Source organism: Roseixanthobacter liquoris (genome assembly GCF_043195135.2).
Taxonomy (GTDB): domain Bacteria; phylum Pseudomonadota; class Alphaproteobacteria; order Rhizobiales; family Xanthobacteraceae; genus NCEH01.
On the sequence record NZ_CM195537.1, the window covers coordinates 4,211,750 to 4,225,533 of the forward strand.

Sequence of the window (13,784 nt, forward strand, 5' to 3'; positions counted from 1 at the left end):
TCCGGCTGGATGAGACTATTGCGGTGTTCGCGGGCGGCCGTTCCGCGAGAGCGGGCGCCCCTCTCTCGCCCTTGCGCGGCAGGGCAATCGCGCAAGGCTGGCGACAAGAGAGAAATGGCCGTCCGGCGCACACCGGACGGCCCAGGCGCGGGAGACGCTCAGTTGGACTTCGGCTCGGCCTTCGCGTCGTCGAACCAGAAATCGCGGAACGAGCCATAGACCTGATCGCCGCGGGGCTGCGGATGGTGCAGGTTCGCGGCTTCGACCGTGAAGAATTTCAGCTCCACCAGCGGCAGGGTCGGCAGATCCGTGAGCACCACTTTCTGGATCTGCTTGAAGAGCTGGATGCGCTTCTGCGGATCGGCCTCGCCCTGCGTGGCGGCGATGAGCGCGTCCACCTCGGCGCTGCGATAGCCCGAGCCGTTGGTCCAGGGAATATTCTTGCCGATCGGGCCGGACCAATAGGCGCGGCTCACGCCCACCTGCGGATCGGAGAAGGCGGCGAACCAGGTGATGGCGATGTCGAAATCGCGATCGCCATAGACGCGGCGGGTATAAGCGGCGGTATCCTGCGAACGGACATTGGCCTCCACGCCGACCCGCTTCAGTGCCTGCTTCAGATATTCGGCCGTGCGCTTGTAGTCGTCGCCATAGGGGATGTAGTCGATGTCGAGCGCGAAGCGGGTGCCGTCCGGCCCGCGCTTGTAGCCGGCCTCGTCCAGCAGCGCTTCTGCCTTCTTCGGATCGAAATCATAGCTAACGCCGCCGGTGTCGTGGAACGCGGCAAGCGAGGAGGGAATCGGGCTCACGGCGGGCTTGGCGAAGCCGAACCACACCACCTTGGCGATGGCGTTGCGGTCGATGGCATGGGCCAGCGCCTGGCGCACCTTCGGGTCCTTCAGCTGCGGGCGTTCCACGTTGAAATCGGCGAACAGCCACGGGGAGAGCCACTCATAGCCTTGCGTGGTCACGCGCAGGTTCGGCAGCTTGGAGAGCCGCTCCGCATCCTTCAGCGGCACCGGGCTCAGCACCGCATATTGCACCTCGCCCTTCTCCAGCGCCGCCGAGCGCGCGGCGGCATCCGGGATCACGCGGAACACCACGCGGTCGAGATACGGCTTGCCCTGCTGCCAGTAGTTCGGGTTGCGTTCGAGCAAGATATAGTTGCCGCGCACCCATTCCTTGAAGACGAACGGCCCGGTGCCGACCGGCTTGTTGTTGTAGGGATTGTTGAGGATGTCCGTGCCTTCGTACAGATGCTTCGGCAGCACCTGGGCGCCGTTGGAATTCAGCGAGGACAGGATGGCCACGGACGGTTCGCTGAGATGCAGCACCACCGTGCTGTCGTCCGGCGTATCGACGCTCGTCACCTTGGCGAAGGTGGCCTGGTTGCGGGGGTGGATCTTCTTCCACACCTCTTCCAGCGTCCATTTCACGTCGGCCGAGGTGAAGGGCTTGCCGTCATGCCAGGTGACGCCCTTGCGCAGGTGCAGGGTGAGGGTCCGGCCGTCGGGCGCGGTTTCCCAGGATTCCGCCAGGGCCGGCACCGGGTTCAGGTTGGCGTCGTAATCCACCAGGCCGTCGAAGATCGAGCCGGTGACGACGCCGGTGGGCGCGGCCGTGTTGAGGGCCGCCGTGAGGATGACGGGCTCCGGCTGGATGATGGCCGTGAGCGTTCCGCCGGAACGTGGCGCCTGCGCCGCCGGCGCCGCCTGCTGGGCCGAAGCCGCCCCCGCCAGGAGGGCGGCCCCCACGAGCGTCCCCACGCCCGATTTCCAACGATCCCATATGCCCATCGGGAAATACCCCTAATAACACTGATATGATGTGTTATTTAAGGATAGACAGCCCGGATCTGTTTAGTCAATAATGTCTATGGTTTTTATTATATATGCGACGAACGCCCCTTGGCGGTCGGCGGCCGCGGGTCCTCCGCCGGAAAACCGCCTGTCGCGGGCTGCGTCCTGTCGCGAGCAACGGATCCCCATGACCGAGATTTCTTCTCCCGCCGCCGAACGGTCCGCTGCCGCGGCCAACGTCCTCTGGTTCCTGCCCACCCATGGCGATGGCCATTATCTCGGCACCTCGCACGGGGCGCGGGAAGTCTCGCTGCGCTATCTCGCGCAGATCGCGCAGGCGGCGGACGATCTCGGCTATTTCGGCGTGCTGCTGCCCACCGGCCGGTCGTGCGAGGACAGCTGGATCGTGGCATCCGCGCTGGCGCCGCTCACCGAGCGCCTGCGCTTTCTCGTCGCCGTGCGGCCCGGCCTGCTCCAGCCCGCCGTGGCGGCGCGGATGACGGCAACGCTCGACCGCATCTCGAAGGGCCGCCTGCTCATCAATGTGGTCACCGGCGGCGACCCGGTGGAGAACAAGGGCGACGGCTTCTTCGCCAGCCATTCGGAGCGCTATGAGGTGACGGGTGAATTCCTCGACATCTACACCCGCCTTCTGGAGGGGGCGCAGGTGACGGCCAGCGGCAAGCACCTCGGCGTGGAGGGCGGAAAGCTGCTCTATCCTCCGGTGCAGAAGCCCTATCCGCCGCTCTATTTCGGCGGATCGTCCCCGGCCGCCCATGAGGTCGCCGCGCGCACCGTGGACAAATATCTCACCTGGGGCGAGCCCCCCGCCGACGTGGCCGAGAAGATCGCCGACATCCGCACCCGCGCGGCGGCCCTCGGTCGTGAGATCACCTTCGGGATCCGCCTGCATGTGATCGTTCGCGAGACCAGCGAGGAGGCCTGGGCCGCCGCCGACAAGCTGATCGCCTATGTGGACGACGGGACCATCGCGGAGGCCCAGAACGTCTTCGCGCGCATGGATTCGGTGGGGCAGCAGCGGATGTCGCGCCTGCATGGCGGACGCCGCGACCAGTTGGAGATCAGCCCGAACCTGTGGGCCGGCGTCGGCCTGGTGCGGGGCGGCGCCGGCACGGCGCTCGTGGGCGATCCGCAGACCGTGGCCGCGCGCATGAAGGACTATATGGCGCTCGGCATCGATACCTTCATCCTCTCGGGCTATCCGCATCTTGAGGAAGCCTATCGCTTCGCGGAACTGGTCTTCCCCCTCCTGCCGCTCGCCGCCACGACCGGGCGGCCGCCCGTCGTGGCTCCCCATCGCGGCCCGTTCGGCGAGATGATCGGCAATGCGATCGTTCCCCGCGAGCGCAGCGCCGGCGCCTCCTGACCAGCCCGCGTCCTCCCGCGAGGCACGGGGGCCCCGCGCGGGCGCGCCCCCTCGTGGGCCGGTGCGCTCAGATATAGTCCACGAAGGAGACCAGGGCGTCGTCTGAAAGGTCCCGCATCTCCGCCAGGGTGTAGGTGTCCAGCACCGTGCCCATGGCATCGCGGACCAGCACCATCAGGCGGCGCACCTCGCAGCGGGGCACGTCGCAATCATCGCACGGGACATAGGCGTTGCGGCTGGCACAGGGGAAGGGCGCGAGCGGGCCATCGAGTGTGCGGATCATCTCCCCGACCACGATCTCCTCCGCCGGCTTGCCCAGGCGGTAGCCGCCGAGCTTGCCCTTCTTGGAGGCCAGGAATCCGGCGTTGCGCAACTCGTTGAGAATCACGTCGAGAAACTTTTTCGGAATGGCATTGGCCTCGGCGATCTCGGCCACCTGCACCGAGACCCCGGCGGGCAGGCGGGCGAGATAGACGGCCGCCTTCAGCCCGTATTTTCCCTTCTTGGTCAGCATGTGCGCCCTCCCGCGCCCCCTCGTTTCCCGCGCCCCGGCCTCGTGTGGCCCCACGTTCCGACGCTGAAAAATCCCCCACGCGCGCGGCGCCGGTCTCCCAAACGCCGGCTTACCACATTCCTCCATTGTAAAAACCTGGAACGTAACAGCCCCCTGCGATCCCTGGTCCCGCGCGCCGTTCGCCCGGCCGCCTCAAGAGCCGGTTTGCGCGCCAGGTCGAATTCGCCCTCCGCCAAAGCCGTGCGCGCAAATGCGGATAGGGGGTTGACAAGGCATATAAATACTTATTCGATCAATTTAATATATTTATGGTGGGACATGGCGATTTCTCCTCTCCGCATTGGCGTCTGGGCGCCCGTTCACGGTCCGCGCGCGGCCTGGCAGGACCCGGCCGAGCCTTTCGACGCCTCATGGCCGCACAATCGCGACACGGTGCTGGATGCCGAGGCCCTCGGCTATGACGCCACGCTGGTCGCCCAGCACACGGTCAATCCGCATCTGCCGGAGAAGGACCAGATCGAGGCCTGGACGGCGTGCGCGGCCCTCGCGGCGCTCACGCACCGCATCGAGATCATCGCCGCCATCAAGCCCTATCTGTACCACCCGGTGGTGCTGGCGAAGATGGCGCTCCAGATCGAAAACATCTCGAACGGCCGGTTCGCCTTCAATCTGGTGAACGCGTGGAACCGCGCGGAATTCGAGAAGGCGGGCATCCCCTTCGGCGAACATGACGCGCGCTATGCCTATGGCCGCGAGTGGCTCGCCGTGGTGGAGTGCCTCGTTTCCGGCGAGAGCGTGACCCATGCGGGCGAGAACTTCCGCATCACCGATTACAAGCTGTCTCCGGCGAGCCCCGTTCGCGCCCGCCCCCGCATCTATCTCGGCGGCGAATCCGAGCCCGCGCGCGCCCTCGCGGCGGACCATTCGGACGTGTTCTTCATCAATGGCCAGCCGCTCGAGGATGTGAAGGCCATGATCGCCGATCTCGCCGCCCGTCCCCGGCGCGGCGCGCCGCTGGCCTACGGGCTCGCCGCCTTCGTCATCGCCCGCGAGAGCGAGCAGGAGGCGGAAGAGGAATATCGCCGCCTCCTCGCCCTCGCCGCCAAGGACGCGCCCGCCAAGCGGAATCAGGCCGCGCGCACCGACCCCAACGTGGTGATGATCCGCACCTTCGCGAAGTCGCCCCGGGTCGGCACCAATGGCGGCACGGCCGCCGGGCTCGTCGGCAGCTACGATCAGGTGGCGGAACGGATCAAGGCGTTCCACGGTGCCGGCATCGAGCTGTTCATGCTCCAGTTCCAGCCTTTGCGCTCCGAGCTTCGGCGCTTCGCCGAGCATGTGTTCCCGCGTCTCGGCCGCCCGGCCGGCGGCACGGCGGCCGTCGCCGGCAGCCCGCGCGCCGCGCGCACCGGCTGAGGGAGCCGGATTTCCCATGGCCAACGCAGATCACACCGCACACCTGCCGCTCCCCGCGCGCGCCACGGACCGGACGCGACCGCGCGTCCGCCGGCGCATCCTCATCAGCCCCCGCCTGTTCGTCCTCCTGTCCTGGATCGCCCCCGTGCTGCTGGTCGTGGTCTGGGAGATCCTGGCCCGGGCCGGCGTCGTGACGCCCCAGGTGCTGCCGGCGCCCAGCAAGGTGGTGCGCACGGCGTTCAAGCTCGCCACCACGGGCTCGCTGCTGGAGGACCTCGGCACCAGCCTGCTGCGGGCGGCGGCGGGCTTCATCATCGGCGGCAGCATCGCCTTCGCCCTCGGCATCCTCGTCGGCTTCTCGCGCCTCGCCGAAGCGCTCGTGGACCGCAGCGTGCAGATGGTGCGGGCGATTCCCTTCCTCGCCCTGCTGCCGCTGGTGATCGTGTGGTTCGGCGTGGGCGAGGCGCAGAAGATCTTCCTCGTGGCGCTGGGCGTGGCGTTCCCCATCTATATCAACACCACCCTCGGCATCCGGCAGGTGGACCCCAAGCTCCTGGAACTCGGGCGGGTGCAGGGGCTCTCCACGCGCCAGATGATCACCCGCATCATCCTGCCGGGCGCCCTGCCCTCGATTCTCACCGGCGTCCGCTATGCCCTCGCCACCGCGTGGCTGGCGCTGGTGGTGGCGGAGACCATCGGCGCCCAGGCGGGCATCGGCTTCCTCGCCATGGATGCGCGCGAGTTCCTGCGCACCGACGTGGTGGTGCTCACCATCGTCATCTATGCCCTGATCGGCGTGGCGGCGGATTCGGTGGCGCGCCTGCTGGAACGCCGGCTCCTGGCCTGGCATCCCAATTTCGGGGGCGCGGGACGATGAACGCGCCGCTGCTTGCGCAGGCCGCGCCCGCCGTGCGGGTCGCCGGCCTCACCCGGGCCTATGGGGACCGGGTGGTGATCGACCGGCTCGACCTCACCATCGCGCGCGGCGAATTCGTCGCCCTTCTCGGCGAGAGCGGCTGCGGCAAGACCACCTTGCTGCGGGCCCTCGCGGGGCTCGATCCCATCGAGGGCGGGCGCATCGAGGCGCCGCGCAAGCCGGCGGTGGTGTTCCAGGAACATCGCCTGCTGCCCTGGGACAGCCTGTGGCGCAACGTGGCGCTGGGGCTGCCGGAGAAGGGCGCCCGGGCGCGGGTGGCGGCGGCCTTGTCGGAAGTCGGCCTGGGCGGCCGGCTCGACGATTGGCCGCGCAATCTCTCCGGCGGCCAGGCCCAGCGCGTGGCGCTCGCGCGCGCCCTGGTGCAGGAGCCGGAATTGCTGCTGCTGGACGAGCCCTTCGCCGCCCTCGATGCGCTGACGCGCATCCGCATGCACGTGCTGGTGAAGGCCCTCGTCGCCCGCCACCGGCCGGGCGTCCTGCTCGTGACCCACGATGTGGAGGAGGCGATCGCGCTCGCCGACCGCATCCTCGTCATGCGGGGCGGGGCCATCGCCGCCGAGCATCGCCCGGCGGAGCCGGGGCTTCCCGCCGCCACCCGCGCCACCCTCCTCGCCGAGCTCGGGGTCGAGAACGACCTGCCGCGCGCCTGATCCAAACCACACGAGACCTGCAATGTCGTCCTTCCTCACGCCGTCCCGCCGCCAGTTCCTCGCCACCGGCCTTGCCGGGCTCGGGGCGGCGAGCGGCCTCCTGCCCTTCGCCGCCATGGCCCAGCAGAAAGACACCCGCAATACCGATGTCGTGCGCCTCACCTGGGGTTTCCACGGCCTGACGCTGATCGCCAAGGAGCGCGGCGTGTTCGAGAAGGCCCTAGCCGACCAGGGCATCAAGGTGGAATGGCTCGGCCCGTTCCCGAACCATGCGCCGACGCTGCAGGCGGTGACCGGCGGCAGCGCCGATTTCGGCTTCGGCGGCTCCACGACGCCGGCCTTCGCCGCCATCCTCGCCGGCTCGCCGCTGGTGTTCTCGCAATTCGTGCTCTACGAGCCGCGCACCACGGCGATCATCGCCAAGGACGGGTCGGGCATCGACACGGTGCCGGACCTGGTCGGCAAGTCGGTGGCGGTGAACCGCTCCGGCCTCGGGGAATTCCTGCTGGTCGCCGCGCTGGAGAAGCACGGCATCGACCGCGCGAAAGTGAAGTTCGTCTATCTGAACCCGCCGGACGCCGCCCCCGCGCTTGCCTCCGGCAAGGTGGATGCGTGGTCCATGTGGAGCCCCGGCGTCGATATCGCCCGGCTCGACTACAAGGCGCACGATGTCTTCCTCGAAGGCCGGGACCTCGATTTCTTCATCGATTACAGCTCCTATGTGACGAGCCGGACGTTCGCGACGGAGAATGCGCAGATCGTGAAGGCGGTGGCCGCGGCCTATGAGGCCGAGGCCAAATGGACCAATGCGAACGTGGTCGAGGCCGAGACCATCGTGCAGAAGCGCGCCGGCTATTCCGACGCCATCCGCGACCAGTTCATCGAGCGCAAGCGCCACTACACCCTGATCCCGGTCACCGACAAAGCCTTCATCGCCCAGCTTCAGACGGCTGCGGACTGGCTGGCGACGCGCAAGATCCTGCCCGAGAAGATCGTCGTCGCCGATCACCTCGCCCGGGTCTGACGTCCCGCCGGCCTTGCCGGCGGCTCCCGCAATACGCCGGCCCGGCCGGAAATCATGCCCCCGCACCCCCTGGATCATCATGAACCTGCCCGTTACAGAGCTGTCCTTCCGCCTCCCCGTTCCTCCCGACCTTGCCGCGCCGGACTGGCAGCGCCTGTTCGAGCATATCGCGCGCGGCGCCGCCGAGCGGGAGCGCGAGCGCATCCTGCCCTTCGAGGCCATCGACCTGCTGAAGCGCGCCCGCTTCGGCGCGCTGCGCCTGCGCAAGGCGGACGGCGGCGCCGGTGCCTCGTTCCGGGACCTCTATGCCATCGCCATTCGACTGGCGGCGGCGGACGCCAACGTCGCGCACATCTTCCGCAATCATTTCACCGTTGCCGAGCAATATGCCCGCGCGCCCCATGACGACCAGGGCCGCGCCTGGCAGGCCCAGGTGCGCGACGGCGCCATCTTCGGCCTCGCCAGCACGGAGACCGGCGCCAATCCCGCCGGCGGCACGCAGCCCGACACCCTTTTGACGCCGGAGGGCGACGGCTACCGGCTGGACGGGATCAAATATTACAGCACCGGCACGCTCTATGCGGATTCCGTGCTGGTCCGCGCCGCCGACGCGCAGAAGCGCCTTGCCTCCGTGATCATTCCGGTGAAGCGCGAGGGCATCGAGATCCTCGACGATTGGGACGGCGCCGGCCAGCGCCTGACCGCCTCCGGCACAACGCGCTACACCCATGTCCGCGTCGCGGCCTCCGAGGCGGTGTTCGACGTGCCGGGCCGGGGCTATGGGCTGAGCTATTCCAACACCCAGGCGCAGCTCTTCCTCACCGCCGTGGTCGCCGGCATCGCCCGCGCCGCGCTCGATGATGCCATCGCCCTGCTGAAGCGCCGCCAGCGCAGCTTCTATTACGCCCACGCCCCCGTGCCCGCCGACGACCTGCTGTTGCAGCAGACCATCGGCCAGCTGTCCGCCAATGCCTTCGCGGCGGAAGCGATCGTGCTCGCGGCGGCCGATGCGCTCGACCGCACCGGCGCGGCCCGCGATGCCGGGGCGCCGGACGGCGCCCTTGCGGCGGATGCGGCGCTCGCGGCCGCCCATGCGAAGATCGCGGTGGACGAACTGGCCTTGCGCAGCGGCTCTCTGCTATTCGAGGCCGGCGGTGCCTCGGCGACCGAGCGGCGCTACAATCTGGACCGGCATTGGCGCAATGCCCGCACCATCGCGTCCCACAATCCCGTGAGCTTCAAGGCCCAGGCCATCGGGGCGCTTCTGGTGAAAGACACGCCCCTCCCCGCACGGGGATTCTTCTGAGCCAAGGGAACCCTGAGTCAAGGGAACCCGCGGCGGCGCGATCCTGCCGCCGCGTGACACCGTGGGCCGAGCGGCCCTCAGGCGCGCAGCAACGGAAGAAGCTGCTCGCCCTGCCGCCTGATCTCCCGCAGATAGGGCGTATCCGACAAGACAAAGTGGGTAACGCCGAGGTCGCGATACTTGCGCAGCGAACGCGCGACCTCCTCGGCCGAGCCCACCAGCCAGGTCGTTCCCGCGCCGCCGCCGCCGAACCGGCCCGGTGCCGTGTAGAGATTGTCGTCCAGCACATCGCCGCGCGCGGCGAGGTCCAGCAACCGCTGCTGGCCCACCGCGGCGGGGCCGCGATGATCCTGCCAGCCCGCCCCGCTGGTCTTTGCCATGTCCGCGACCCGGGCTTCGGCATCGGCCCACGCCTGGGCCGAGGTGTCACGCACCAGGGTGGTGATGCGCAAGCCGAACTCCAGCGGCGGCAGGTCGCGATCCAGCGTCGCCGCCAGAGCCCTCAGCCGCGCGATCCGCTCGGCCACCCCATCGAGCGGCTCGCCCCAGAACAGCTGGACGTCCGCCTCGCTCGCCGCCACGCGCTCCGCGGCCGGCGAGGCGCCGCCGAAATAGAGCCGGGGATGCCGCCGCCCGCCGCGCGCCTCAAGGCGCGGCTCGACCGTGGAATCCGTCACCTGGAAGTATTTTCCGGCAAAGGTCACGTTCTCTTCGGTCCAGAGCCGGCGCACCAGGCGCATGAACTCGCGGGTGCGGTCGTAGCGGTCTTCCGGCTTGCCTTCGCTGTCGCCATAGGCGGCCAGGCTGTCCACGCCCGACACGATGTTGATGCGCACCCGCCCGCCGGTGAGGTGATCCAGGGTCGCGGCGGCGCAGGCGAATTGGGCCGGCTGCCAATAGCCGGGCCGGATCGCGATCAGCGGCTGGAAGGTCCGGGTCTGGGCGGCAAGGGCGGTGGCGAGGGTGAATGTGTCCGGCCGCCCCCAGCCGGTGCCGATGAGCGCGCCGCTCCAGCCGTAGTCCTCAAGGGCGCGCGCGTGCCCGGTCAGCGTGGCGAGGCTGTTATGCTCCGCCGCGACCGCGTCGCCCCGGTGGCCGGCCTTGGTGTCATTGGGAATGTACCAGAGATAGTCCGTGTTGCCGCTCATTGCATCCAGCCTGAAGTGTCTGCGAAATCCAAGGTGAGGACGCCCGCGCCCGCCGCAGGAGCAGCGCCGTTGCAGCGGGCGGATCCGGGGTCGGGAAGCCGTGCGCGCCGGTCAGCGGTCCGCCCGCGCCACGCCCCGCCTCGGGAGCATCAGGAGACGGAGGGACGGGGACATGGAGCCTCCATAAAGTCGATTTATATGATTAGGATAAATCGGGAGCCCGTGAATGTGCAATCTAATATTTCACATTCCCGCGGCGTTTATACAGCCCGCGCGTCAGGCCCCGCCTCTGCGAAGGGCGGCGCGTCCCACCCAGTGGCCGCACGCCTTCGCCGGAACCCATCCGGTGTCGGCACGAGGCGCGCCCTTCACCCGCGCACGATGAAGGCGCGCCGGATCGCCCCAACGCACTTTGAAGGCGGGGTCAGAGGCCCGCCGCGCCGCCGTCGGCGCGCGGGTCGTGGGCGCCTTCCAGGTGGCCGCGCGGATGCAGGATGACCGCTCCGGCATGGCCCATGGTGTCGCTATAGGCCTCCGGCAGCACCTCCAGCACATGGCCGGCCCGCTCCAGCGCGCGCACCATGTCGGGATCAAAGCGCGATTCCAGCCGCAGGCTGGTATTGACCGATCCCCAGGTGCGCCCCAGCAGCCAGCGCGGCGCCGCGATCGCGTCGCCCAGCGCTTCGCCGAACAGCACATGGCGGGTGAACACCGCCGCCTGGGTCTGCGGCTGCCCCTCCCCGCCCATGGTGCCATAGGCCATGACGCGCCCGTCGCGCAGCACCGCCAGCGCGGGATTGAGCGTGTGGAACGGCCGGCGGCCGGGCTGGAGCGGGTTCACCGCCTTGGGGTTCAGCGAGAAGCTGGCGCCGCGATTCTGCATCAGCACGCCGGTCCCCGGCAGCACGCAGCCGGAGCCGAACTCGAAGAAGATCGACTGGATATAGGAAACCACGAGGCCCGAACTGTCCGCCGCGCCGAGCCAGATGGTATCGCCGGGCTGCGCCGGCTGCGGCCAGGGCAGGGCGCGGTGCATGTCGATCTTCGCCGCGTCCGCATCGAGCGCGGCGGGGGCGAGCAAGGCGGCGAGATCATGCTTGAGATGGTCGAAGTCGCACACCACGGTGTCGCGCACCAGGAACGCTCGCTTGGTGGCTTCCACCAGCCCATGCACATGGGCGAAGCTCTCGCCCCGCGTCACGCCGAGGCGCTCGAACAGGCCGAGGATCAGCAGCGAGGCGAGCCCCTGGGTGGGCGGCGGCGCATTGTAGAGCGTGCCGCTGGCAAGTTGCAGCGACAGCGGCGCGCGCAGGATCGCGCCATAGGCGAGGAGATCCGCCCGCGTCACCGGCGCGCCGATGCGCTCCAGATCGGAGGCGATCTCGCGGCCCACGTCGCCGCGATAGAAATCCTCCAGCCCGGCGCGCGCCAGATGCTCCAGCGTATCGGCGAGCGTGCGCTGCGCCAGCACCTGCCCCAGTTCCGGCACCTTGCCGCCGGGCATGAAGGTTTCGGCGAAGCCGGGGGATGCGCCCATCTCCCCCTGCTTCTCGGCGGTCAGGCGCACTTGCGATGAAGTCACCGGCACGCCGTTGCGGGCATGGAGGATCGCCGGCTCCAGCAGGCGGGCGAGGCTGAGCTTGCCGCCGAAGCTGCGCGCCGCCTCCATCGCCAGCTCCCAGCCGCCGACCGCGCCCGGCACGGTGAGGGCGGAAAGCGGCCCGCGCTGGGGAATCGCCTCGCATTCGCGTTCGCGATAGAAGGCGAGCGTTGCCTTCGCCCCGGCGAAGCCGCACGCCTCGATATAGCGCACGCGGCCCGAGGGCTCGCGGATCAGCCAGAAGCCGTCGCCGCCGAGGTGATTCATGTGGGGATAGACCACGGCGATGGCGGCGGCGGTGGCGATCGCCGCCTCGATGGCGTTGCCGCCTTCCCGCAGGATCTCGCGGCCGGCTTCCACCGCCAAAGCGTGCGGGGCGGCCACCATGCCGCGGCCGGCATGCGTGCTCTCGTGGATCATTTCATCCTCCAGCCGGCGGGCCCGTGCGGGCGCCGGTGCCGGCGCCGTGACCTCGCCGACGTTGCGTCTTGCGGCTGCGGGCAATAAAGCATGGGGGGACGGAGGCAACCGACATTTTCGCGCGCCGCCGGCGCTTGCTCAGAAGCGACCGGACAGCGCGCGGGGGAAGCCGCAGCGAATGAGGCCCGCGCCCCGGCGCGGATGGCAGGAGATGAGGATGCAGGAGCAGGTAAAGGGCCGGCACATGCTGACCGTGGTGAGCGCGACCCTGTTCGTGGCGTGCCAGACCATCGCGTCGGCGATCGCCGCCGGCTGGGCGCTCGGCGGCCTCTTCAATCTCGGCAACATCGGCGAATATGTGCTGATGGCCCTGTTCACGATCCCGGCGCTGTATCTCACGCTGGTCTACGCCCGCAAGGCCGCCCAGGCCGAGGCCGTCGCGCCGTATTGATCCCCCCGCGATGCCCCCGCGCGGCGGGGGATCGCCGCGCCGGTCAGCGGATCGCCTTGCGATAGAGATGCCACGTGGCGTGGCCGAGCACCGGCACCACCACGATGAGGCCGATCAGCCCCGGCAGCGCGCCGAGCAGCAGCGCGCCGGCGACGATCAGCCCCCAGGCGAGCATCGGCAAGGGATTGAGCAGCACCGTGTCCACCGAGGCGCGGATCGCCGTGCCCACCGACACCGGCCGGTCGATCAGCAGCGGAAACGACACCACGGAGATGGTGAGCACCACCACCGCGAACACCGCGCCCACCGAGACGCCGAAGATGATCAGCGCCCAGCCGGCCGGGGTGGTGAAGACGGCGCTGGCGAACGTCGCGAGGGAGACCGGCATCTGCGGCCCGAGCGTGGCGTAATAGATGGCCATGGCGGCCACCAGCCAGAGGCCGAAGATCAGCGTGAGCAGCAGGCCGAGTTCCAGCATCGGGGCGAGCGCGGGCGAGGCGAACACCTTGAAGCCGTCGCGCCAGGACAGCGGAAGGCCCTGTTCGCGCCTCCGGCTCATCTCATAGAGCCCGGCCGCGGCGAACGGGCCCACGAGGGCGAAGCCCGACACCAGCGGGAACAGCAGGGGCCACATGCCGTAGCCGAGCGCGATCCGCGCCAGCACCAGCCCCGCCAGCGGATAGATGAGGCAGATGAAGACGATATCGGTGCGGCAGGCGCCGAAATCGCTGACGCCGCGCCGCAGGGCCTCGCCCAGATCGCCGAAGCTGACATGCCGCGCACGCGGCAAGGGCGAAGCGATCGCCTCGCGCGCCGGCACGAAGGCGGCACCCGCCGCCCGCGCAGCGTTGAACGTCAGGCGAACCTGCTCGGCACTCCACTCTACCGGATTGCGGATCGTCGCTGGATTGCGAATGGTCGCTGGATTGCGAATGGTCATGGTGCGTCCTCCCGATGGTTTTATCGGGACGTCGCAGAGCCGGGGTAAAGCGCAAGCTGCGCCAGGCCACGAACCACGCCGCGACACCCATTTGACCAGAAGTGTACGCTTCGCGGCAAGGCTTGTCAGCCGAACTTCTTTGCGGAATGCGCCAATGTTTGGAACGATCCTTTTTTGTGTGCGTTGCAATAT

Annotated in this window: 12 protein-coding genes; 7 read left to right on the forward strand and 5 right to left on the reverse strand. The window is 69.0% G+C overall.

Annotation, left to right across the window (positions count from 1 at the left end; translation table 11 throughout):
- Nucleotides 1-158: 158 nt before the first annotated feature.
- The gene (locus V5F84_RS19035) at nucleotides 159-1,766 is read right to left on the reverse strand and encodes an ABC transporter substrate-binding protein (protein ID WP_394041692.1); all 1,608 of its coding nucleotides are present in this window, start codon (nucleotides 1,764-1,766) and stop codon (nucleotides 159-161) included.
- 220 nt (nucleotides 1,767-1,986) lie between these two features.
- Between V5F84_RS19035 and ssuD the strand changes: the two genes are divergently transcribed.
- The gene (ssuD, locus tag V5F84_RS19040; protein ID WP_394041693.1) at nucleotides 1,987-3,186 is read left to right on the forward strand and encodes an FMNH2-dependent alkanesulfonate monooxygenase; all 1,200 of its coding nucleotides are present in this window, start codon (nucleotides 1,987-1,989) and stop codon (nucleotides 3,184-3,186) included.
- A 67-nt stretch (nucleotides 3,187-3,253) separates the two neighbouring features.
- On the opposite strand, the gene V5F84_RS19045 is transcribed toward ssuD, so the two are convergent.
- Complete coding sequence (locus V5F84_RS19045; protein WP_394041694.1) at nucleotides 3,254-3,700, reverse strand: RrF2 family transcriptional regulator; 447 nt, start codon at nucleotides 3,698-3,700, stop codon at nucleotides 3,254-3,256.
- Nucleotides 3,701-4,018: 318 nt separating this feature from the next.
- On the opposite strand from V5F84_RS19045, the gene V5F84_RS19050 reads away from it, so the two are divergent.
- The 5 genes from V5F84_RS19050 (at nucleotide 4,019) to V5F84_RS19070 (ending at nucleotide 9,033) form a co-directional block, all read left to right on the forward strand.
- Nucleotides 4,019-5,116 (forward strand): LLM class flavin-dependent oxidoreductase, encoded by a 1,098-nt coding sequence (locus V5F84_RS19050; protein WP_394041695.1) that lies wholly within the window; start codon nucleotides 4,019-4,021, stop codon nucleotides 5,114-5,116.
- A 16-nt stretch (nucleotides 5,117-5,132) separates the two neighbouring features.
- Entirely contained in the window at nucleotides 5,133-5,993 is an 861-nt protein-coding gene (locus V5F84_RS19055; RefSeq protein ID WP_394041696.1) for an ABC transporter permease subunit, read from the forward strand.
- Nucleotides 5,990-6,703 carry an ABC transporter ATP-binding protein gene (locus V5F84_RS19060; protein ID WP_394041697.1) on the forward strand — a complete coding sequence of 238 codons (714 nt, stop codon included), beginning with the start codon at nucleotides 5,990-5,992 and terminating at the stop codon, nucleotides 6,701-6,703. The genes V5F84_RS19055 and V5F84_RS19060 overlap by 4 nt, the downstream gene beginning before the upstream one ends.
- Nucleotides 6,704-6,725: 22 nt before the next feature.
- Nucleotides 6,726-7,727, forward strand: coding sequence for an NrtA/SsuA/CpmA family ABC transporter substrate-binding protein (locus V5F84_RS19065; RefSeq protein ID WP_394041698.1), 1,002 nt, complete (start codon nucleotides 6,726-6,728; stop codon nucleotides 7,725-7,727).
- Nucleotides 7,728-7,806: 79 nt separating this feature from the next.
- Complete coding sequence (locus V5F84_RS19070) at nucleotides 7,807-9,033, forward strand: acyl-CoA dehydrogenase family protein (RefSeq protein WP_394041699.1); 1,227 nt, start codon at nucleotides 7,807-7,809, stop codon at nucleotides 9,031-9,033.
- 77 nt (nucleotides 9,034-9,110) lie between these two features.
- Here V5F84_RS19070 and V5F84_RS19075 read toward each other — a convergent pair whose 3' ends face one another.
- On the reverse strand, nucleotides 9,111-10,181 hold the full coding sequence (locus V5F84_RS19075) for an LLM class flavin-dependent oxidoreductase (RefSeq protein WP_394041700.1): 1,071 nt from the start codon (nucleotides 10,179-10,181) through the stop codon (nucleotides 9,111-9,113).
- Between the two features lie 424 nt (nucleotides 10,182-10,605).
- Nucleotides 10,606-12,201: a gamma-glutamyltransferase family protein gene (locus V5F84_RS19080; RefSeq protein WP_394041702.1), complete on the reverse strand. Its 1,596-nt coding sequence runs from the start codon at nucleotides 12,199-12,201 to the stop codon at nucleotides 10,606-10,608.
- Between the two features lie 217 nt (nucleotides 12,202-12,418).
- On the opposite strand from V5F84_RS19080, the gene V5F84_RS19085 reads away from it, so the two are divergent.
- Entirely contained in the window at nucleotides 12,419-12,652 is a 234-nt protein-coding gene (locus V5F84_RS19085) for a hypothetical protein (RefSeq protein WP_394041703.1), read from the forward strand.
- A gap of 43 nt (nucleotides 12,653-12,695) precedes the next feature.
- On the opposite strand, the gene V5F84_RS19090 is transcribed toward V5F84_RS19085, so the two are convergent.
- Nucleotides 12,696-13,592, reverse strand: a complete 897-nt coding sequence (locus V5F84_RS19090; protein WP_394041705.1) for a DUF2189 domain-containing protein — start codon at nucleotides 13,590-13,592, stop codon at nucleotides 12,696-12,698.
- Nucleotides 13,593-13,784 lie beyond the last annotated feature (192 nt).

Coding starts and splice junctions, on each gene's coding strand:
- ssuD (WP_394041693.1), top strand. CDS start 1,987: ATGACCGAGATTTCTTCTCCCGCCGCCGAACGGTCCGCTGCCGCGGCC.
- V5F84_RS19045 (WP_394041694.1), bottom strand. CDS start 3,700: ATGCTGACCAAGAAGGGAAAATACGGGCTGAAGGCGGCCGTCTATCTC.
- V5F84_RS19050 (WP_394041695.1), top strand. CDS start 4,019: ATGGCGATTTCTCCTCTCCGCATTGGCGTCTGGGCGCCCGTTCACGGT.
- V5F84_RS19055 (WP_394041696.1), top strand. CDS start 5,133: ATGGCCAACGCAGATCACACCGCACACCTGCCGCTCCCCGCGCGCGCC.
- V5F84_RS19060 (WP_394041697.1), top strand. CDS start 5,990: ATGAACGCGCCGCTGCTTGCGCAGGCCGCGCCCGCCGTGCGGGTCGCC.
- V5F84_RS19065 (WP_394041698.1), top strand. CDS start 6,726: ATGTCGTCCTTCCTCACGCCGTCCCGCCGCCAGTTCCTCGCCACCGGC.
- V5F84_RS19070 (WP_394041699.1), top strand. CDS start 7,807: ATGAACCTGCCCGTTACAGAGCTGTCCTTCCGCCTCCCCGTTCCTCCC.
- V5F84_RS19075 (WP_394041700.1), bottom strand. CDS start 10,181: ATGAGCGGCAACACGGACTATCTCTGGTACATTCCCAATGACACCAAG.
- V5F84_RS19080 (WP_394041702.1), bottom strand. CDS start 12,201: ATGATCCACGAGAGCACGCATGCCGGCCGCGGCATGGTGGCCGCCCCG.
- V5F84_RS19085 (WP_394041703.1), top strand. CDS start 12,419: ATGCAGGAGCAGGTAAAGGGCCGGCACATGCTGACCGTGGTGAGCGCG.
- V5F84_RS19090 (WP_394041705.1), bottom strand. CDS start 13,592: ATGACCATTCGCAATCCAGCGACCATTCGCAATCCAGCGACGATCCGC.